Origin of the sequence: Burkholderia sp. BCC1644 (assembly GCF_902833225.1) — a bacterium.
GTDB lineage: Bacteria > Pseudomonadota > Gammaproteobacteria > Burkholderiales > Burkholderiaceae > Burkholderia.
Genome location: NZ_CADFEI010000012.1, coordinates 150,994 through 168,643, shown reverse-complemented (window position 1 = coordinate 168,643; position 17,650 = coordinate 150,994). Strand labels below are relative to the sequence as shown.

At 66.8% G+C, this 17,650-nt stretch carries 23 protein-coding genes; 5 read left to right on the top strand and 18 right to left on the bottom strand.

Annotated features, from left to right (window positions below):
* Window positions 1-79 precede the first annotated feature (79 nt).
* A complete protein-coding gene (locus tag HWX87_RS24070) occupies window positions 80-370 on the top strand; it encodes a YciI family protein (RefSeq protein WP_176049662.1) in 291 nt (96 codons plus the stop codon).
* A gap of 141 nt (window positions 371-511) precedes the next feature.
* Here the strand turns inward: HWX87_RS24070 and HWX87_RS24065 are convergent, their stop codons facing one another.
* From HWX87_RS24065 to HWX87_RS24045, 5 genes are read right to left on the bottom strand one after another with little or no spacing between them, the layout of a single operon-like run.
* The gene (locus HWX87_RS24065; RefSeq protein WP_176049611.1) at window positions 512-1,129 is read right to left on the bottom strand and encodes an SCO family protein; all 618 of its coding nucleotides are present in this window, start codon (window positions 1,127-1,129) and stop codon (window positions 512-514) included.
* A gap of 18 nt (window positions 1,130-1,147) precedes the next feature.
* The gene (gene cyoE / locus HWX87_RS24060; RefSeq protein WP_176049610.1) at window positions 1,148-2,050 is read right to left on the bottom strand and encodes a heme o synthase; all 903 of its coding nucleotides are present in this window, start codon (window positions 2,048-2,050) and stop codon (window positions 1,148-1,150) included.
* Window positions 2,051-2,058: 8 nt separating this feature from the next.
* A complete protein-coding gene (locus HWX87_RS24055; RefSeq protein ID WP_176049609.1) occupies window positions 2,059-3,171 on the bottom strand; it encodes a COX15/CtaA family protein in 1,113 nt (370 codons plus the stop codon).
* Window positions 3,172-3,196: 25 nt separating this feature from the next.
* The gene (locus tag HWX87_RS24050; RefSeq protein ID WP_176049608.1) at window positions 3,197-3,823 is read right to left on the bottom strand and encodes a cytochrome C oxidase subunit I; all 627 of its coding nucleotides are present in this window, start codon (window positions 3,821-3,823) and stop codon (window positions 3,197-3,199) included.
* Window positions 3,824-3,883: 60 nt separating this feature from the next.
* Window positions 3,884-4,594 carry an SURF1 family protein gene (locus HWX87_RS24045; RefSeq protein WP_244137737.1) on the bottom strand — a complete coding sequence of 237 codons (711 nt, stop codon included), beginning with the start codon at window positions 4,592-4,594 and terminating at the stop codon, window positions 3,884-3,886.
* An 84-nt stretch (window positions 4,595-4,678) separates the two neighbouring features.
* Here HWX87_RS24045 and HWX87_RS24040 point away from each other — a divergent pair, with 84 nt between their 5' ends.
* The gene (locus HWX87_RS24040) at window positions 4,679-4,888 is read left to right on the top strand and encodes a twin transmembrane helix small protein (protein ID WP_174952993.1); all 210 of its coding nucleotides are present in this window, start codon (window positions 4,679-4,681) and stop codon (window positions 4,886-4,888) included.
* Between the two features lie 174 nt (window positions 4,889-5,062).
* Here HWX87_RS24040 and HWX87_RS24035 read toward each other — a convergent pair whose 3' ends face one another.
* From HWX87_RS24035 to HWX87_RS24000, 8 genes are all read right to left on the bottom strand, one after another.
* Window positions 5,063-5,920, bottom strand: a complete 858-nt coding sequence (locus HWX87_RS24035) for a cytochrome c oxidase subunit 3 (protein ID WP_059233128.1) — start codon at window positions 5,918-5,920, stop codon at window positions 5,063-5,065.
* 152 nt (window positions 5,921-6,072) lie between these two features.
* Complete coding sequence (locus HWX87_RS24030) at window positions 6,073-6,273, bottom strand: DUF2970 domain-containing protein (protein WP_021163748.1); 201 nt, start codon at window positions 6,271-6,273, stop codon at window positions 6,073-6,075.
* Window positions 6,274-6,289: 16 nt separating this feature from the next.
* The gene (locus HWX87_RS24025) at window positions 6,290-6,898 is read right to left on the bottom strand and encodes a cytochrome c oxidase assembly protein (protein ID WP_059233127.1); all 609 of its coding nucleotides are present in this window, start codon (window positions 6,896-6,898) and stop codon (window positions 6,290-6,292) included.
* Between the two features lie 35 nt (window positions 6,899-6,933).
* Window positions 6,934-7,074: a cytochrome oxidase small assembly protein gene (locus HWX87_RS24020; protein WP_006760728.1), complete on the bottom strand. Its 141-nt coding sequence runs from the start codon at window positions 7,072-7,074 to the stop codon at window positions 6,934-6,936.
* 80 nt (window positions 7,075-7,154) lie between these two features.
* On the bottom strand, window positions 7,155-8,762 hold the full coding sequence (ctaD, locus tag HWX87_RS24015; protein WP_021163746.1) for a cytochrome c oxidase subunit I: 1,608 nt from the start codon (window positions 8,760-8,762) through the stop codon (window positions 7,155-7,157).
* 43 nt (window positions 8,763-8,805) lie between these two features.
* Window positions 8,806-10,407, bottom strand: a complete 1,602-nt coding sequence (gene coxB / locus HWX87_RS24010) for a cytochrome c oxidase subunit II (RefSeq protein WP_176049606.1) — start codon at window positions 10,405-10,407, stop codon at window positions 8,806-8,808.
* 57 nt (window positions 10,408-10,464) lie between these two features.
* Complete coding sequence (locus HWX87_RS24005) at window positions 10,465-10,989, bottom strand: DUF2244 domain-containing protein (protein ID WP_059233125.1); 525 nt, start codon at window positions 10,987-10,989, stop codon at window positions 10,465-10,467.
* A gap of 195 nt (window positions 10,990-11,184) precedes the next feature.
* Window positions 11,185-12,150, bottom strand: coding sequence for a methyltransferase domain-containing protein (locus tag HWX87_RS24000; RefSeq protein WP_176049605.1), 966 nt, complete (start codon window positions 12,148-12,150; stop codon window positions 11,185-11,187).
* Window positions 12,151-12,231: 81 nt separating this feature from the next.
* On the opposite strand from HWX87_RS24000, the gene HWX87_RS23995 reads away from it, so the two are divergent.
* Both HWX87_RS23995 and trmL read left to right on the top strand, forming a co-directional pair.
* Entirely contained in the window at window positions 12,232-13,029 is a 798-nt protein-coding gene (locus HWX87_RS23995; protein ID WP_176049604.1) for a phosphoribosyltransferase family protein, read from the top strand.
* 105 nt (window positions 13,030-13,134) lie between these two features.
* Window positions 13,135-13,605, top strand: coding sequence for a tRNA (uridine(34)/cytosine(34)/5-carboxymethylaminomethyluridine(34)-2'-O)-methyltransferase TrmL (trmL, locus tag HWX87_RS23990; protein ID WP_176049603.1), 471 nt, complete (start codon window positions 13,135-13,137; stop codon window positions 13,603-13,605).
* Between the two features lie 34 nt (window positions 13,606-13,639).
* Here trmL and HWX87_RS23985 read toward each other — a convergent pair whose 3' ends face one another.
* From HWX87_RS23985 to HWX87_RS23965, 5 genes are all read right to left on the bottom strand, one after another.
* A complete protein-coding gene (locus HWX87_RS23985) occupies window positions 13,640-14,164 on the bottom strand; it encodes an O-acetyl-ADP-ribose deacetylase (RefSeq protein WP_176049602.1) in 525 nt (174 codons plus the stop codon).
* A 92-nt stretch (window positions 14,165-14,256) separates the two neighbouring features.
* Window positions 14,257-15,255: an NAD(P)H-dependent glycerol-3-phosphate dehydrogenase gene (locus tag HWX87_RS23980; RefSeq protein WP_176049601.1), complete on the bottom strand. Its 999-nt coding sequence runs from the start codon at window positions 15,253-15,255 to the stop codon at window positions 14,257-14,259.
* Between the two features lie 25 nt (window positions 15,256-15,280).
* Window positions 15,281-15,763, bottom strand: a complete 483-nt coding sequence (secB, locus tag HWX87_RS23975) for a protein-export chaperone SecB (protein WP_011353285.1) — start codon at window positions 15,761-15,763, stop codon at window positions 15,281-15,283.
* 107 nt (window positions 15,764-15,870) lie between these two features.
* Window positions 15,871-16,131, bottom strand: coding sequence for a glutaredoxin 3 (gene grxC, locus HWX87_RS23970; protein WP_176049600.1), 261 nt, complete (start codon window positions 16,129-16,131; stop codon window positions 15,871-15,873).
* Window positions 16,128-16,550, bottom strand: a complete 423-nt coding sequence (locus tag HWX87_RS23965) for a rhodanese-like domain-containing protein (protein WP_124452157.1) — start codon at window positions 16,548-16,550, stop codon at window positions 16,128-16,130. The genes grxC and HWX87_RS23965 overlap by 4 nt, the downstream gene beginning before the upstream one ends.
* Window positions 16,551-16,684: 134 nt before the next feature.
* Between HWX87_RS23965 and gpmA the strand changes: the two genes are divergently transcribed.
* Complete coding sequence (gpmA, locus tag HWX87_RS23960) at window positions 16,685-17,431, top strand: 2,3-diphosphoglycerate-dependent phosphoglycerate mutase (RefSeq protein ID WP_176049599.1); 747 nt, start codon at window positions 16,685-16,687, stop codon at window positions 17,429-17,431.
* Window positions 17,432-17,650 lie beyond the last annotated feature (219 nt).

Here is a 17,650-nt window from a genome sequence, read left to right as displayed (position 1 = left end):
GCGCGACAGCCCCGATCCGCTGTGCTACAAAGACCGGCCGACCGGTGCGCAACGCGCCGGCGTCATTCCAGGGCCATCCATGTACGTCATCGACATCCACTACACCGCGTCGCTCGAGCGCATCGACGACGCGCTCGAACGCCACCGCGCGTATCTGCAGCCGCAGTTCGACAAGGGCATCTTCATCGCGGCGGGGCCGAAGGTGCCGCGCGAAGGCGGCGTGATCCTCGCGGCCCGCATCGATCGCGACGCACTCGACGCGATCCTCGCGACCGACCCGTTCGTCACCGAAGGGCTCGCCACCTATCGCGTGACCGAATTCCGGGTCACGCGCGCCGCATCCGGCTTCAACGTGCCGGCGCTGCCGTAACGCGGCACCGGCGCACCGCACGCGCAAGCCGACGCGCCGCCCGACGGGCAGCGCATGCAGACAACGGGAACAGAGGGAAAGCGTGACGGCGCAGATTGGCCGTCACGTGCAACGCCGGGCCGTGCGCCCGACGGCTGCCGGTCAGTCGACCAGCAGCTTCAGGTCGTGGACCCACGGGGCGGGGCCCTGGCCATCGCGCACGAACAGGCGCAGCTTGCCGTCGCGATCGAACACGTAGCTCGCGGCCGTGTGATCCATCGTGTAGCTGCCGGGCGTCTTGCCGGGCACCTTCGCGTAGTACACGCGGAAATCCTTCGTGACCTTCTTCAGCGCCGCTTCGTCGGCCGGCCGCAGGCCGATGAACGACGGATCGAACGCGGGCACGTACTGGCCGAGCAGCGCCGGCGTGTCACGCTCCGGATCGACGGTGACGAACAGCACCTGCACGCGTTTCGCGGCATCGGGCCCGAGTTGCTTCAGCGCTTCGGACAGCTCGGCCATCGTCGTCGGGCACACGTCCGGGCAGTGCGTATAGCCGAAGAACATCACGACCGCACGGCCCTTGAAATCGCCGAGCGTGCGCACCTTGCCGGCCGTATCGGGCAGCGAGAAGTCGCTGCCGAACTGCGTGTTGCCGGTGATGTCGAGATTCTGGAATTTCGGCGCGTTGTCGCATCCGGCGAGCAGCAGCGCTGCCGTGAATGCGCACGCGAGCATCCAGCCTTGGCGCGCGCGGCGCCCGAACCGTGAATGGAGCATTGCGTTCAAACCGTGCGGTTACACGCCGAGCAACGGGCGTGCGTAGTGATCGACGAGCAGCGCGGCGAACAGCAGCGACAGGTAGACGATCGAGTAGCGGAAGGCCTTGCGGGCAAGTTCATCCGAATAGTCGCGGTAGATCTTCCACGCATACGCGAGGAACACCGCGCCGAGCAGCACCGCGCTCGTCAGGTAGACGGCCCCGCTCATCCCGGAGATGAACGGCATCAGCGTGACCGCGAACAGGATCACCGTGTACAGCAGGATATGCAGCCGCGTGAACTTCTCGCCGTGCGTGACGGGCAGCATCGGCAGCCCCGCGTTCTCGTAATCCTTGCGGCGATACAGCGCGAGCACCCAGAAATGCGGCGGCGTCCACACGAAGATGATCAGCACGAGGATCCACGCGTCGCCCGGCACCGCGCCGGTGACGGCGGCCCAGCCGAGCGCCGGCGGCATCGCGCCCGATGCGCCGCCGATCACGATGTTCTGCGGCGTCATCGGCTTGAGCAGCAGCGTGTAGATCACCGCGTAGCCGACGAAGGTGGCGATCGTCAGCCACATCGTCAGCGGATTCGTAAACGTATAGAGCGTCCATGCGCCGACGCTGCCCAGCAGCGCCGAGAACAGCAGGATCTGCGGCGTCGTGATCTCGCCGCGCGCGGACGGGCGCCATGCGGTACGGCGCATCATCGCGTCGATCTTCTGTTCGACGAGGCAGTTGATCGCGAACGCGGCGCCGGCCAGCAGCCAGATGCCGACCGTGCCGCCGATCAGCACATGCCAGGGCACCATGCCCGGCGTCGCGAGGAACATGCCGATCACCGCGCAGAACACCGCGAGCTGCGTGACACGCGGCTTCGTCAGCGCCATGTACTGGGAGAAGCGGCTACCGGGCGATTGGGAGAGGGTGCTTTGCATGGGGACGGTCACGCCGGGGCGGCGTCGCGCGCGGGCTGCGCGACACGGCCGGGGCGGCTTGAAAGGATGCGAAAGTTTAACATGACGACGAGCAGCAGCAGGATCGCGGCCCCGCCGTTGTGCGCGACGGCGACCGGCAGCGGCCACTGCAGCACGATGTTGGTCAGGCCCGTCACGAACTGCAGCAGCACGACCAGCAGCACGCCGTTCGCGGGCCGCCGCAGCGATTCGAAGCGGCGCATCTTCAGTGCGAACGCGACCAGGTACGCGACCACGACGAACGCGAACGTGCGGTGCGTCCAGTGGATCGCGACCAGCGCGTCCTGCGTGATCGCCTCGCCGTCCTTCGTCATCCCGAGCGCGCGCCACAGGTGGAAGCCGTGCTCAAAGTCCATCGGCGGGATCCACTGGCCGTTGCAGGTCGGGAAGTCGGTGCATGCGAGCACCGCGTAGTTGGTGCTCACCCAGCCGCCGAGCGCGATCTGCACGACCAGCAGCACGAGCGCCGCGAGCGCGGCCGCACGGTAGCGCCCGGCCTCCGGGTCATGGGACGGCAGCGGCGTCTGCCGCGCCGCGAGCCAGCCAAGCGTGCCGAGCAGCGTGAGGCCGAGCAGCAGGTGGATCGTGACGATCACCGGCTGCAGCTTCATCGTGACCGTCCACGCGCCGAACGCGCCCTGCACGAGGATCAGCAGCAGCAGGCTCGTCGGCCACCACGGCGACACGTGCAGCGGGCGGCGGCGCAGGCGCGCGGCCCATGCGATCACGACCTGCGCGATGATCAGCACGCCGATCGCCATCGCGAAATAGCGGTGGATCATCTCGATCCACGCCTTCGACATGCTGACGGGGCCCGTCGGCATCGCTTGGTGTGCGGCCGTGATCGCGGCGTGCGCGATGAACGGCGACGACGTGCCGTAGCAGCCGGGCCAGTCCGGGCAGCCGAGCCCCGAATCGGTCAGGCGCGTGAAGCCGCCGAACATCACGAGGTCGAGCGTCAGGAAGGTGGTGATCCACACCAGCTTGCGAAACTTGTTGTCGTCGGCCTTCACCCACACGTACGACAGCGGCAGCAGCGCGATGCAGAAGCCGATCAGGCCGAGTTGCAGTAGATACGACATCGGAATGGTGCCTCGTTCTCTTGCCTTAACCGATGCTCGACCACTTCAGCAGCTTCGTCACGTCCGACTTGATCTTGCTGGGATTCGGGTCTTTCGGGAACCGCATCATCAGGTTGCCGTTCGGGTCGACCATGTAGATGTGGTCGCTGTCCTTCGTGCCGGTGTCGGCCGGCAGCCATGCGGCAACCGCTGCCGGATCGGCGACGAGCCGGCGCGTGTCCGGGTACGCGTCGAGCACCTTCTGCGGCATCGCGCCGGCATCGCTGCGCAGCCACACCATCGTGATCCGGTGCCGCTCGCCCGCCTGCGTGACGCGGATCTGGCGCATGAAATAGAGCTTCTGCGCGCATGCGTCGTCGCACGCGCTGCTGTCGGTCATCACGAACAGCCACACGCCGCGCAGCGACGACAGCGGCACGGTCTTGCCGGTTTCGTCGGTCACCTGCAGATCGGCCGGAATCGGGCGCTGCGGCTCGATCAGCGTGCCGTAGTTCGTCGATCCGCCCTTCGGCTTGATCACGTAATAGGTGAAATACGACGCGATCATCGGCGCGGCGCACACGAGACCCAGCAGCACGAGCATCCAGCGGCCGCGCTTGCGGGCCGCAGGCGAGATCGGCGCAGCGGCCGGACCCTGACGGGAAGATTGCATGGACAAATCAGACCTCTCGAAACGAACCCGCGGCGCCAGCGCCGCGTCCTGGCATGGCGCTCATGCGCCGGCCGACTTCTTCGCCGCACGCCGCGCGGCGTACAGGCCGAAGCCGAGCGCGGCAGCCGCCATCGCCCACCACTGAAACATGTAACCGTAATTGCGCTCGACGCCGGTCGTCGCCGCCGGCCAGTCGCGCACGAGCTTGTCGCCGTCGTCGCTGGTCTGCTGGATCACGAACGGCTGCAGCGGCAGCCCCGTTTCCTTCGCATACCCGGCGACGTCCAGGTTCTGCCGGATCTTCTGGTGCGCGGCCGACCCGCCTTCACCCAGCTCGAACGCACGCGATGCGTCGGCACGCGCGATGCCGACGATCTCCACGTCGCCCGCCGGCGTCGCGAACGGCTCGATCGCCGTGCGATCGGAAATATTGCGCGGCAGCCAGCCGCGATTCACGAGCACGACACCGCCGCCCGTGAGTTTAAACGGCATCACGACGTAAAAACCCGGCTGGTCGTTATACGGCCGATTGTCGAGGAACACCGCCTGCTCGGGCAGAAACCGGCCCTTGGCCCGCACGCGATGAAACTCGATCGACGCGAGCGGCATCGGCTGCGCGCCGACATCGACGGGCAACGCCTGCTCGTAGCGCGCGATGCTCGCCTGCAGCGCTTCCTTCTGGTGCGCGCGGTCGCGCTGCCAGAAGCCGAGCCGGATCGTCACGGCGACGACGACGAGAATCAGCAGCGCGGGCAGCCAGCGAATCTTCATCATGCGGCCCGCCCGGCACGTGCGCGAAAGCGAAGTGCGATAATTATCCTCTTCCTTTCGAATTGCCGTCGTCCGGTTCGTGTCATGCACATCCTCGTTCCCATCGCCTTCGTCCTCATCATTGCCAGCATGGGCTCGGCGCTCTACTTCATGATGCACGACCGCGGCCACACGAAGCGCATGGTCTGGTCGCTCGCCACCCGCGTCGGGCTGTCGGTGTCGCTGTTCCTGCTCATCCTGATCGCGAACCGGATGGGCTGGATCCATTCGACCGGCCTGCCGATCGGGCGTTGATCGATTCGACGCCGCGGCCGCTGTGACATTTCGCCGCACGGCCGCGCCACCAAGCAAAAGCGCCGCCTGACTGAGTCGCGGCGGCGCCAGGGTGGTGTCGCTCGCAGCCTCGCTGCCGCGCCCACGACACCAATGAAAACGGCCCGCGCATTGCTGCGCGGGCCGTCGTTCCATTTACAGCCAGTAGACGACGACGTACAGGCCGAGCCAGACGACGTCGACGAAGTGCCAGTACCACGCGGCGCCTTCGAATGCGAAGTGATGATCGGGCTTGAAGTGGCCGCGGATCATCCGCACCAGCACCACCGCGAGCATCGTGCCGCCGAGGAACACGTGGAAACCGTGGAAGCCCGTCAGCAGGAAGAACGTCGAACCGTACACACCCGAGTTCAGCGTCAGGTTCAGTTCGTTGTACGCGTGGTAGTACTCGAAGCCCTGCAGGAACAGGAAGCAGATACCGAACGCGAGCGTCGCAGCCAGCCAGGCGATCGCCTTCTTGCGATGATCGTCACGCAGTGCATGGTGCGAGATCGTCAGCGTCACGCCCGACGACAGCAGGAACGCGGTGTTCAGCGTCGGGATCGGCCACGGGCCCATCGTCTTGAAGTGACCGGCGAGCGCGGCGGGGCCTTCGTTCGGCCACACGGCGGAGAAGTCCGGCCAGATCAGCTTGTAGTCGAGGCTGCCGAGCTGGTGCAGCGCGATTTCACGCGCATAGAACAGCGCGCCGAAGAACGCGCCGAAGAACATCACTTCCGAGAAGATGAACCAGCTCATGCTCCAGCGGTACGACTTGTCGACGTTCTTGCCGTAATGACCGCCTTCCGATTCGGCGATCGCGTCGCCGAACCAGTGATACAGCGTGAAGAGCAACCACAGCAGGCCGAGCAGCGCCGTAAACGGCGCCCAGTCGTGACCGTTGATCCACAGCGCCGCCGATCCGAGCATGACCAGCAGGCCGATGGCCGCACTGATCGGATGGTGCGACGGATGCGGCACGAAATAGTACGGGGTCTGGTTTTGACCGCTCATGCTTGATTCTCCACTTCTGTCCAATTTGTGTACCGGAAACCGCTCCGGCTTTATTTCTTGCGCGGCACGACTGCTACCGCTCTTTCCTGCACGCAGCGCCGTGGCGCTGCGCACTGCATTCTTTCGTGACCGCGGGCCGCTAGCCGCGCGCCTCAGCCCACGACGGCACGCACGATCAGGATCAGCACGCCGATGAACACGCCGGCCGCGAGCAACGCGACGATCAGCACGTGCAGCGGATTCAGTTGCGTCGCATCGGCCTCCAGGTCGCGCCGCTTGCGCACCCCGAAGAACGACCACAGCACGGCTTTCAGCGCCTGGCCGAACGACCCGCCCCGCTTGACCTCCGTCATCGCCCCGCCTCCGTCGTCATGCGTCCGGCTTCGCCGCGCCCTGCGCCGCGGTGCTCCGCTGCGCCGGCGCCGGCGTGGCCGGCGTATTCAGCTCGAAGAACGTGTACGACAACGTGATCGTCTTCACATCCTTCGGCAGTTTCGGATCGATCACGAACACCACCGGCATCTTGCGCGATTCGTTCGCGGCCAGCGTCTGCTGCGTAAAGCAAAAGCACTCGATCTTCTTGAAAAACTCCGTCGCCTGCTTCGGCGCGTAGCTCGGAATCGCCTGCGCCACGACCGGCCGGCCCTGCCCGTTCGTCACGTCGTACACGATCGTCGTCAGTTCGCCCGGGTGCACGTCGAGGCTGTTGTGCTCCGGCTTGAAACCGAGCGGCCCGCGCGCGTTCGCATCGAACTCGACCGACACCGTGCGGCTGGTGTCGACCTGCGAGTTCTTCACCTCGCGCTCGCTGACATCGCGCTGCACCAGGTTGTTGATGCCGGTGATCTGGCAGATCGCCCGATACATCGGGATCAGCGCGAAGCCGAAACCGAACATCAGCCCGGCCACGACGAAGAGCTTCACCAGCATCGAACGATTGAACGCGCGATCGACGGCGCCCTCTTCCGGCTTCGACATACGACTACTTCCTCGCTACTGCGTCTGTTGCTGCATCAGTGAGTGGACAGCCACCACTGCTTGATCACGACACCCACAAAGAAAACGGCGGCGATGACGAGCAGGATGAGGCCGAGCCGCTTGTTGCCCGCGCGAATCTGCTCGGGCGTTCGTCTTTCTTGTGGATTCCGGTTCATCTGAAACTTCGCTGAAATCTCGATTCCGCGCCCGCCGCGCCTGCCTGCGCGGCAGGCAGCGGCGGAACGCGGGGTGAAACTTACTCGACGTGCGGCGGTTGCTCGAACGTGTGGAAGGGAGCCGGGCTCGGCACCGTCCACTCGAGGCCCGTCGCGCCATCCCACGGCTTGTCCGACGCCTTTTCCAGTTCGCCGCCACCACGGTAGGCCGGCAGCGCGACCGCGAACAGGAAGTACACCTGCGCGAGGCCGAAGCCGAATGCGCCGATCGTCGCGACCTGGTTGAAGTCCGTGAACTGCGCCGGGTAGTCCGCATAACGACGCGGCATGCCGGCGAGACCGACGAAGTGCATCGGGAAGAACGTCAGGTTGAAGAAGATCATCGACGCCCAGAAGTGGATCTTGCCGCGCGTCTCGTTGTACATCCAGCCCGTCCACTTCGGCGCCCAGTAGTACCAGCCCGAGAACAGCGCGAACAATGACCCGGCCACCAGCACGTAGTGGAAGTGCGCCACCACGAAGTAGGTACCGTGATACTGGATGTCGAGCGGCGCCATCGCGAGCATCAGGCCCGTCAGGCCGCCGAACGTGAACACGAACAGGAAGCCGATCGCGAACAGCATCGGGGTTTCGAACGTCATCGAGCCGCGCCACATCGTCGCGAGCCAGTTGAACACCTTCACGCCCGTCGGCACCGCGATCAGCATCGTCGCGTACATGAAGAACAGCTGGCCGGTGACCGGCATGCCCGTCGCGAACATGTGGTGCGCCCAGACCATGAACGACAGGATCGCGATCGAAGCCGTCGCGTACACCATCGAGCTATAGCCGAACAGCGTCTTGCGTGCGAACGCCGGGATCACCTGCGACACGATCCCGAACGCCGGCAGAATCATGATGTACACCTCGGGGTGGCCGAAGAACCAGAAGATGTGCTGGTACATCACCGGGTCGCCGCCGCCTGCCGCGTTGAAGAACGACGTGCCGAAGTGGCGGTCGAACAGCACCATCGTGATCGCGCCTGCCAGAACCGGCATCACCGCGATCAGCAGGTACGCCGTGATCAGCCACGTCCATGCGAACATCGGCATCTTCATCAGCGTCATGCCCGGTGCGCGCATGTTCAGGATCGTCACGACGATGTTGATCCCGCCCATGATCGACGATGCGCCCATGATGTGGACCGCGAAGATCGCGAAGTCCATGCCCGGGCCCATCTGCGTCGACAGCGGTGCGTACAGCGTCCAGCCGGCAGCCGTCGCGCCGCCCGGCGCGAAGAACGAGCCGACCAGCAGCACGGCCGCGACCGGCAGCAGCCAGAAGCTGAAGTTGTTCATCCGCGCGAACGCCATGTCGGATGCGCCGATCTGCAGCGGAATCATCCAGTTCGCGAAGCCGACGAACGCCGGCATGATCGCGCCGAACACCATGATCAGGCCGTGCATCGTCGTGAGTTCGTTAAAGAACTCCGGACGCATGATCTGCAGGCCCGGCTCGAACAGCTCGGCACGGATGCCGAGCGCCATCACGCCGCCCGACAGGAACATGATGAACGAGAACAGCAGGTACAGCGTACCGATGTCCTTGTGGTTGGTGGCGAACAGCCAGCGCCGCCAGCCGTGCGGCATTTCGTGCGCGTGGTCGTCGTGCGCGTGGTCCGCGGCTACGTCGTGCCCGATGCTAGACATGAGAATCTCCTAATGCGAATACGTCGACTAACTCAGCGACACGTCAAGCCGCCGGACCGATCTCGACCCGCCGGGCTTCCTTAGCGTCAGCCCCGCCCGTGATCGTTTCCGGCTTTTTCATGATGATGTGGTCTTCCGCCACGCCTGCTGCCTTCAGCGCATCGCGCACGGCCTGTGCACGATGCTTCGCCAGTTCGGCGTTCGCGTCGGCCGAGCCCGTCTTGTCGGTGAAACCCGACAGCGCGAGTTTCGCGTCCGGATGTGCCTTCGCATAGTCGGCCGCAGCGGCGATCGCCGCTTTCGCGTCGGCCGGCAGCACGCTCTTGCCCGTTTCGAAATAGACCGTCGACAGCGCGGCCGATGCCGCTGCTGCCGGCTGCCCGGCGGCGCCCGACGCAGCTTGCGCCGGCGCCGAAGCCGCTTCCGCCGGTGCGGCTGCCGCTGCCGCGCCCGCCGCGTCTTCCGGCATCTTGCCGTTGCGCGCATCAGCCACTTGCTTCGGCTGCAGCAGGTCGTTCTTGTGGTTGCCCCACGAGTTGCGTTCGTACGTGATGACCGAGGCGATGTCGAGATCCGACAGCGACGCCCACGACGGCATCGCGCCCTTGCCGTGCAGCACGCGCTCGACGTGGCCGGCGATCGGGCCGTTCACGATCGGGCTGCCGTCCATGGCCGGGAATGCGCCGAGGCCCTTGCCGCTCACCTGGTGGCAGGCCGCGCAGTTCGCCTTGTAGACTTCCTCGCCGTGCGCGACGAGTTCAGCCATCGTGTAGACCTTGTTCGGATCGACTGCGGCGCTGGCCAGCTTGGCCTTCTGCGCGGTGACCCACTTCGCGTAGTCGTCGTCCGACAGGACTTCGACGACGACCGGCATGTACGCGTGTTCCTTGCCGCAGAGCTCGGTACAGAAACCGCGGAACGTACCGACCTTGTCGGCCTTGAACCAGGTGTCGCGCACGAAGCCGGGGATCGCATCCTGCTTCACGCCGAACGCGGGCACGTACCACGAGTGGACGACGTCGTTCGCGGTCGTGATGATGCGGATCTTCTTGTTGACCGGCACGACGAGCGGGTTGTCGACTTCCTGCAGATAGGTGTCGGTGATCGGCTTCTTGCCCATCACTTCGTCACGCGGGGTGCTCAGCGTCGACAGGAAGCCGATGCCCTCGCCCGGGCCCTTCACGTAGTCGTAGCCCCACTTCCACTGGTAGCCGGTGACCTTGATCGTGAGATCGGCGTTCGTCGTGTCCTTCATCGCGACGACGGCCTTCGTCGCCGGCAGCGCCATCAGCACGACGATGACGAACGGCACGATCGTCCAGATGATCTCGACGGTCGTGCTTTCATGGAAATTGGCGGCCTTGTGGCCTTTGGATTTGCGGTGCGCGAAGATCGAATAGAACATCACGCCGAACACGCCGACGAAGATCACCGTACACAGGATCAGCATCATCGTGTGGAGATCGTAGAGCTCCTCGGCGATCTTCGTGACAGGCGGCTGAAAGTTGATCTCGTTGACACGGGGGCCGCCCGGGCTATCACCGACCGCCAGGGCCGCACCGGCAAAGAGCAATCCGCTGCATGCCAGCACGCCCGCGAGGGCTCGCTTGATTGTTTTCATAGCATCCTTACCCAAAATTTCCATTCAAACCCTCCCCCGTCGCAAGTCGCCGGCCTGTTTCCGGCCGGTGCCCGCGCCTCGTCAGCCGCAGCGCCTGAGCGACACGCGCAGTTCGTCGGCGAACTGCGCACGCTTGTACTGCGCGAGATGCTGCCCGATTACGACGGTCTGCCCGCGCGATACCAGTCGAATCGGATCGCGTGGCGTCGCACCCGGCTCGACCCGCACCCAGCGCGGGTTGAATTCGATCTGCGTGAGCCGCTCCGCATCCATCCGCTCGATCACGAGCCGATGCGGAAACAGCCTGATGCGCTCGTAATCGACCGCATGGCGAGCATAGACCGCAAATGCGACACCCACCGCCAGCAACTCGATTCCGGTAAAGGGCATGACGAGCCAGGCCCCTCTCCACATCAGCAACGTCGCGATCACCAGCGAGAAGCCCGCGAGCGACGCGTAAAACAGCACGAACTGGCGTGGCGACACCGAACAGTTGCGTTTCATCAGCCAGTCTTCGAGGACCGGCTCGCCGTTCGTCGTCTCCGCCAAAACCCTCGCTGCTTCCATCGCCGCCTCACGCGAATGGCATGCGATGCATGCCTGCATCGGACTCGTCGCCCCGTATTGCGGGGACCCCGGGACGACAAGCTGACGCATTATAGGCGGGTTCAATGGCATCCACAAGCAAGCGCCTATCGCCCCGCAAGCCAAGCGCGACAAGCTTTTCGGCCGTTTTTCGCGCTAATTCGACCCCGCTTTGCGCCGCTAATTTCAGACATAACAAAACCCCTCTTTACCGCTTTACCGATTCTTCGGACGCCCCTTGCCGATATCCTCGATGCGCACGATCCCGTGCCCTTCGGCGGTCGTGCGCGGTACGGCCTTCCATGCGTGGCCGTAGATCACCTCGAAGGTCAGCGGAATCGTGCCGTCCTCGCGCCGGCGCGCCTCCAGCGCGTCGCCGAGCGCCGCGCGAAAGCGCCGCGTCGCGTGCTGCGGCGCCATGCGCTCGAACGGATAGGCGCCCCAGCGGCGCACGTCGGCCAGCAGGGAATCGGGGGATTTGTAGGTAACGGTCAGCACTTCCTGATCCATCACGGGAATCTCGAAGCCGCTCTCGACGAGCATGTCGCCGAGGTCGTGCATGTCGACGAAATCGATGACGCGCGCGGCCGGCGGGGCCATGCCCAGCGCCGCTTCGGCGTCCGCACAGGCCGCGCGCAGCTCGCGCAGCGTGTCGGGGCCGAGCGTGCTGAACATCAGCAGGCCGTTCACGCGCAACACGCGCTGCCATTCGGGCAGCACCGCATCGGGGCGCGAATGCCAGTGGAGTGCGAGATTCGACCAGATCAGGTCGAACGCGCCGCCCGGGAACGGCAGCGCGGCGAAGTCGGCCTGCGCGACGCGCGGGCCGCGCTGGCCCAGCGCGCGACCGAGCGACGCCGGCAGCCAGCGGCGCCAGTTGGTCTGCTCGACCTCGCGCTGACCGGCCCGCGCGAGCATCGCGCCGGACAGGTCGACGCCGAACACGGGGGCTTCCGGAAAGCGCGCACGCAGCGCCGGCAGGTCGTCGCCCGGGCCGCAGCCGGCATCGAGCACGGCGGCGGGGCTCACCTTGATGTATTCGAGACGCTCGTTCATCCGCTGCGCGATCTCGCGCGGCAGGAACGCGACCGCGTCGAACGTGGCGGCACGGCGGTCGAAGATCCGCCGCAAGCGCCTGGCGTCATTGGCCGGACGGCCGGTGGAAGTCGAAGCTGGGGACATGTCGGGCACACTGGCGAAGAGCCCGAAGTATACTCGCTCGCCCCGGAAGCTTCATTGAGGCGGGGTGGCAGGAGTGTTGCGATGAACCGCAGTTCCGCCGAGCGCACGATGCGCGTCGTTTTGTCGCAGGTTCGCGTGCTGGCCGTGAAGGTCGCCGCGGTCGCGCTGCCGAATCGCTGCGCACTGTGCGGCAATTTGTCACACGCCGTGATATGCGATGCTTGCGACGCCGCGTACTGGAATGAAGCGCGATTGCGCTGCGATGTCTGCGCGCTGCCGCTAGGTGCCGGGCAGACGCGTTCGCGCGGTGGCGGCCGGACCGGCGCCGGCCACCCGGCCGCGTACCGGTGCGACGCGTGCCGCACCGCCCCGCCGCCGTTCGACGCAACGCTCGCGCTCGCGGATTACCGCGCGCCGCTCGACGGGCTCGCGCGCGGCCTGAAGTTTCATGCGCGACTCGCACTCGGCGCCGAATTCGCGGCCCGGCTCGCGCGGCTGGTCGACGATACGCACGGCGCGGGCCGTTTCGACCTGGTCGCACCGGTGCCGCTGTCGCACCGGCGGCTCGTCGCGCGCGGCTACAACCAGGCGTGGGCGATTGCGCGCCCGCTCGCACGCCGGCTCGACGTGCGCGCGAGCGCGTCACTGCTCGCGCGCGTCGCCGACACGGCGCCGCAGTCGCGGCTCGACCGGCAGGCACGGCGCGACAACGTGATGGCCGCGTTCGCGGTAGCCGGCGAAGTCGCCGGCCGCCACGTCGCGCTCGTCGACGACGTGATGACGTCCGGCGCGACGCTCGCGGCGGCCGCGCACGCGCTGAAGGCGGCGGGCGCCGCGCGCGTGACGAATCTGGTTGCGCTGCGCACCGCCAGGGATTAATTAGATAGAGAGGCCGGCCGCGCCAACGTGGCCGCGGCCGTCACGAACCGGCCGGCCGGGAACGCGCACGTTGCGCCGCCCTGGCCGGCCCAGCCAAACCGAAACATGTTCAACGTCGTCCTCGTCGCCCCCGAAATTCCGCCGAACACCGGCAACGTGATCCGCCTGTGCGCCAATACGGGCGCGCACCTGCACCTGATCGAACCGCTCGGCTTTCCGCTCGACGACGCGCGGATGCGCCGCGCCGGCCTCGACTATCACGAGTATGCGCAGATGCGCGTGCACCGCGACTGGGATGCGTTCGTCGCGTCCGAAGCGCCCGATCCCGCGCGGATGTTCGCGTTCACGACACGCGGCTCGGGCCGCTTCCACGATCATGCGTTCCTGCCGGGCGACTGGTTCGTGTTCGGCTCGGAAACCCGCGGCCTGCCCGCCGATCTGCTCGAACGCTTTCCGAACGAACAGCGCGTGCGCCTGCCGATGCGGCCGGACAACCGCAGCCTGAACCTGTCGAACACGGTCGCGGTGGTCGTATTCGAGGCGTGGCGCCAGGCCGGCTTCGAAGGCGGCGCCTGACGCTCGCCGGGCGCAACCCGCGACGCGGAATGCATCAGGCCCGCGTGAGCCGCACGCGATACAGGTCGTAAATGTCGGGGGAAAAGCACGCGAACACCACGCGTGCGAGGCTCGGCGCCTGCGGCAGCATGTCGGCGACGGCGCCCACCGCGATGCCGACGGCCTCTTCGACCGGATAACGGTAGATTCCGCAGCTGATTGCGGGAAACGCAATCGACGTCGCGGCGACCTCCTCGGCCAGCTCGATCGCCCGCCGGTAGCACGACGCGAGCAGGTCGGCCTCGCCGCGCCCGCCGCCGTACCACACGGGGCCGACCGCGTGAATCACGTAGCGCGCCGGCAGCGCGTGGCCGCGCGTGAGCTTCGCGTCGCCCGTGTCGCAGCCGCCGAGCGTGCGGCACTCGGCGAGCAGGCCGGGGCCGGCCGCGCGGTGGATTGCGCCGTCGACGCCGCCTCCGCCGAGCAACGAGCCGTTCGCGGCGTTGACGATCGCGTCGACATCGAGCGTCGTGATGTCGACGACCTGCGCGTCGAGCGTGGTGGAACCGATCTGCAGCATGACACCCTCCCGGAACGCCGGAGACTGTTCAAGCGTAGTCCGCTTTGGCGCCGCACGCCCGGCGCAACCGCACCGGGCAGCGCCGGTTCGCGCTACTCGGCGCGCGCGTCGCGCCGCAGCAGGCCGCTGACCGCGTCGCGCGGTGCGATGCCGTCGAACAGCACGCCGCATACGGCTTCGGTGATCGGCATTTCGATCGACTGCGCGCGCGCGAGCGCCAGCACGGCCTGCGCGCAGCGCACGCCTTCGGCCACGTGGCCGAGCGCACCGAGGATGTCGTTCAACGTGCGGCCGGCCGCCAGCTGCAGGCCGACCGTGCGGTTGCGCGACAGGTCGCCCGTCGCGGTGAGGATCAGGTCGCCGAGGCCCGTGAGGCCCGTGAAGGTTTCCGCGCGGCCGCCGAGCGCGACGCCGAGCCGCGACATTTCGGCGAGGCCGCGCGTGATCAGCGCGGCGCGCGCGTTCAGCCCGAGACCGAGGCCGTCGGCAATGCCGGTCGCGATCGCCAGCACGTTCTTCACCGCGCCGCCGACCTCGACGCCGACCACGTCGTCGCCCGTATAGATCCGCATTGCGCCATGATGGAACGCGGCAAGCGTGCGCTCGCGGCACGCGGCCGACGCGCTCGCCACCGTCAGCGCGACGGGCAGCGACTGCCCGACCTCGCGCGCGAAGCTCGGGCCCGACAGCACGCCGTTGCTCTGCTGTTCGGGCAGCTCGGCCGCGATCACCTGGTGCGGCAGCAGATGCGTATCGGCCTCGAAGCCCTTGCAGACCCAGACGATATGCGCAGGCACGCAGCCTGCGTCGCGCATCGCGTGGCACAGCGTGCGCAGCCCGGCCACCGGCGCGGCGATCACGCACAGCGCGTCGTCCGCGGCGCCATGCGCGAGCGCGACGCCGAGATCGGCGTCGTAGCGCAACGCGTCAGGCAGCGCGATGCCGTCCAGATAGCGGGAATTTTCGTGCCGGGCCTGCAGCCCGGCGATGAGCGCGGCGTCGCGCGCCCACAGAAGCGTATCGTGCCGCGCGGCCAGATGGCCCGCGAGCGCGGTGCCCCAGGCACCGGCGCCGAGAACGGCTACTTTCATACCCAGCACCGGTCCGAGTGAAACGTCAGTTCAGCGTCGTGCCGTTCGGCGCGCCTGCTGCTGCGCCGGCCTGCTGCTGAAGCTGCGCGAGACGCTGCTCGTACAGCGCCTGGAAGTTGATTTCCGCCAGGTGGATCGGCGGGAAGCCTGCGCGCGTGATCGCGTCGGCGATGTTCGAACGCAGGTACGGGAACAGGATCGTCGGGCACGCGATGCCGACGAGCGGGTCGAGCTGTTCGTCCGGAATGTTGCGGATGTCGAAAATGCCGGCCTGCTTCGCTTCGATCAGGAACGCGACCTTGTCCTTCACCTTCGCCGTGACGGTACCCGACACGACGACCTCGAACACGCTTTCCGCGAGGCGGTCAGCCTTCACGTCGACTTCGACCTCAACCGACGGCATGTCCTGCTCGAGGAAGATCGCCGGCGAATTCGGCTGCTCGAGCGACATATCCTTCAGGTAGACGCGCTGGATATTGAAGAACGGTTGGTTTTCGACGTCGGACATGGTGTTTCCCTAAAAGTGGTGACGGGGCGGCCCGGCTTCTCGCCGGCCGCCGCGGATGAATCCTGGGCGCCCAAGCCGCGGCGCGGCCGGCGGCCATTCTGCCCTAATCAGGCCGCTTGCAGAAGCGGAACGAGCCCGCCTTCGCGGTCGAGCTTCGACAGATCGTCGTAGCCGCCGACGTGCGTGTCGCCGATATAGATCTGCGGCACCGTGCGGCGCCCCGTGCGCGTCATCATTTCCTCGCGGCGGGCCGGATCGCGATCGATCAGCACCTTCTCGATCTGCTCGACACCGCGCAGCTTCAACAGGCGCTCGGCCTGCATGCAATACGGACACACCTGCGTGCTGTACATCAAAACCTTGCTCACTTCGCCACTCCTTGTTTGACGACCGGCATCCCGGCCTGCTGCCAGGCGGCCACGCCGCCCTCGAGCACGTGCACCTCGGCGTAACCCGCCGCCTCGACCTCGCGCGCCGCCTTCTGCGACTGCTGGCCGTTCTGGCAGACGAGCAGCACCGGCGTGCTCTTGTTCTTCGCGACCTGCGCAATTTTCGCGCCGATCTCGCCCGCGGCGACCTGGCGCGCCGACGGCAGGTGGCCGGCAGCGAAATCGGCCGCGGCGCGCACGTCGATCACGATCGCGTTGCGGCGGTTGATGAGTTGCGTCGCCTCTGCGGCCGACAGGCCGCCACGGCCGCGGCGCAGTGCAGGCCAGGCCAGCAGGCCGCCGGAGACCACCAGGATCGCGATAAGGGCCAGGTTCGTGTAATCGGTAAAGAACGTCACGGAATTCCGCCGGAAAAAGAGAAATCGGATGAGGACAATCCCGCCATTATAAAATAACCGTCTTGCGCGATGGCGGGCCCCGGTCGGGTCCCGTGCGATGCGCCCCGCTTCCTTCACTACCGACCGCAAGATCCATGTACAAACTCGTTCTCATCCGCCACGGCGAATCGACGTGGAACAAGGAAAACCGCTTCACCGGCTGGGTCGACGTCGACCTGACCGAACAGGGTCGCAACGAGGCCTATCAGGCCGGCGAATTGCTCAAGGAGGCCGGCTACACGTTCGACATCGCGTACACGTCGGTGCTCAAGCGCGCGATCCGCACGCTGTGGCACGTGCAGGACCGGATGGACCAGATGTACCTGCCGGTCGTCCATTCGTGGCGCCTCAACGAGCGCCACTACGGCGCGCTGTCCGGCCTGAACAAGGCGGAAACTGCCGCGAAGTTCGGCGACGACCAGGTGCTTGTGTGGCGCCGCAGCTACGACACGCCGCCGCCCGCGCTGGAGCCGACCGACGAGCGCGCGCCGTTCAACGACCCGCGCTACGCGAAGGTGCCGCGCGAGCAGCTGCCGCTCACCGAGTGCCTGAAGGACACGGTCGCGCGCGTGCTGCCGCTGTGGAACGAGTCGATCGCGCCGGCCGTCCGTGCCGGCAAGCAGGTGCTGATCGCCGCGCACGGCAACTCGCTGCGCGCGCTGATCAAGTACCTCGACGGCATCTCGGACAGCGACATCGTCGGCCTGAACATTCCGAACGGCGTGCCGCTCGTGTATGAACTCGACGAGAACCTGAAGCCGATCAAGCACTATTACCTCGGCGACCAGGAAGCGATCGCGCAGGCGCAGGCCGCCGTCGCGAAGCAGGGCAAGGCGGGCTGACGCCCGTCGCGCCGGGCGTGCCGCGTCCGGCGCGGCGTGTCCGGCCACCGTCAGGCGCGCCGCGCGAACCTTCGCGGCGCCGGCGCTGTCGAATCCGCTTTCGAACCCGCAGCGCGTCCGGCGGTGCCCTGCCGGGCTTGCTCCAGGCCCTTTTCGACGCTTTTCGCGCCGTTCCACTGAGTCATCGGACGAACAGTTATACTTGTCCGCTACATCCCC

Bases quoted from the DNA above. Each gene is read 5' to 3' on its own strand.
- gpmA (WP_176049599.1), top strand. From the start codon at position 16,685: ATGTACAAACTCGTTCTCATCCGCCACGGCGAATCGACGTGGAACAAG.
- HWX87_RS24000 (WP_176049605.1), bottom strand. From the start codon at position 12,150: ATGTCCCCAGCTTCGACTTCCACCGGCCGTCCGGCCAATGACGCCAGG.
- HWX87_RS24035 (WP_059233128.1), bottom strand. From the start codon at position 5,920: ATGAGCGGTCAAAACCAGACCCCGTACTATTTCGTGCCGCATCCGTCG.
- HWX87_RS24050 (WP_176049608.1), bottom strand. From the start codon at position 3,823: ATGCAATCTTCCCGTCAGGGTCCGGCCGCTGCGCCGATCTCGCCTGCG.
- HWX87_RS24025 (WP_059233127.1), bottom strand. From the start codon at position 6,898: ATGTCGAAGCCGGAAGAGGGCGCCGTCGATCGCGCGTTCAATCGTTCG.
- HWX87_RS24070 (WP_176049662.1), top strand. From the start codon at position 80: ATGTACGTCATCGACATCCACTACACCGCGTCGCTCGAGCGCATCGAC.
- HWX87_RS24045 (WP_244137737.1), bottom strand. From the start codon at position 4,594: ATGAAGATTCGCTGGCTGCCCGCGCTGCTGATTCTCGTCGTCGTCGCC.
- HWX87_RS24040 (WP_174952993.1), top strand. From the start codon at position 4,679: ATGCACATCCTCGTTCCCATCGCCTTCGTCCTCATCATTGCCAGCATG.
- secB (WP_011353285.1), bottom strand. From the start codon at position 15,763: ATGTCCGACGTCGAAAACCAACCGTTCTTCAATATCCAGCGCGTCTAC.
- HWX87_RS23980 (WP_176049601.1), bottom strand. From the start codon at position 15,255: ATGAAAGTAGCCGTTCTCGGCGCCGGTGCCTGGGGCACCGCGCTCGCG.
- cyoE (WP_176049610.1), bottom strand. From the start codon at position 2,050: ATGCAAAGCACCCTCTCCCAATCGCCCGGTAGCCGCTTCTCCCAGTAC.
- ctaD (WP_021163746.1), bottom strand. From the start codon at position 8,762: ATGTCTAGCATCGGGCACGACGTAGCCGCGGACCACGCGCACGACGAC.
- HWX87_RS24055 (WP_176049609.1), bottom strand. From the start codon at position 3,171: ATGTCGTATCTACTGCAACTCGGCCTGATCGGCTTCTGCATCGCGCTG.
- HWX87_RS23985 (WP_176049602.1), bottom strand. From the start codon at position 14,164: ATGCTGCAGATCGGTTCCACCACGCTCGACGCGCAGGTCGTCGACATC.
- trmL (WP_176049603.1), top strand. From the start codon at position 13,135: ATGTTCAACGTCGTCCTCGTCGCCCCCGAAATTCCGCCGAACACCGGC.
- coxB (WP_176049606.1), bottom strand. From the start codon at position 10,407: ATGGAAATTTTGGGTAAGGATGCTATGAAAACAATCAAGCGAGCCCTC.
- HWX87_RS23995 (WP_176049604.1), top strand. From the start codon at position 12,232: ATGAACCGCAGTTCCGCCGAGCGCACGATGCGCGTCGTTTTGTCGCAG.
- HWX87_RS24030 (WP_021163748.1), bottom strand. From the start codon at position 6,273: ATGACGGAGGTCAAGCGGGGCGGGTCGTTCGGCCAGGCGCTGAAAGCC.
- HWX87_RS24065 (WP_176049611.1), bottom strand. From the start codon at position 1,129: ATGCTCCATTCACGGTTCGGGCGCCGCGCGCGCCAAGGCTGGATGCTC.
- HWX87_RS24020 (WP_006760728.1), bottom strand. From the start codon at position 7,074: ATGAACCGGAATCCACAAGAAAGACGAACGCCCGAGCAGATTCGCGCG.
- HWX87_RS24005 (WP_059233125.1), bottom strand. From the start codon at position 10,989: ATGCAGGCATGCATCGCATGCCATTCGCGTGAGGCGGCGATGGAAGCA.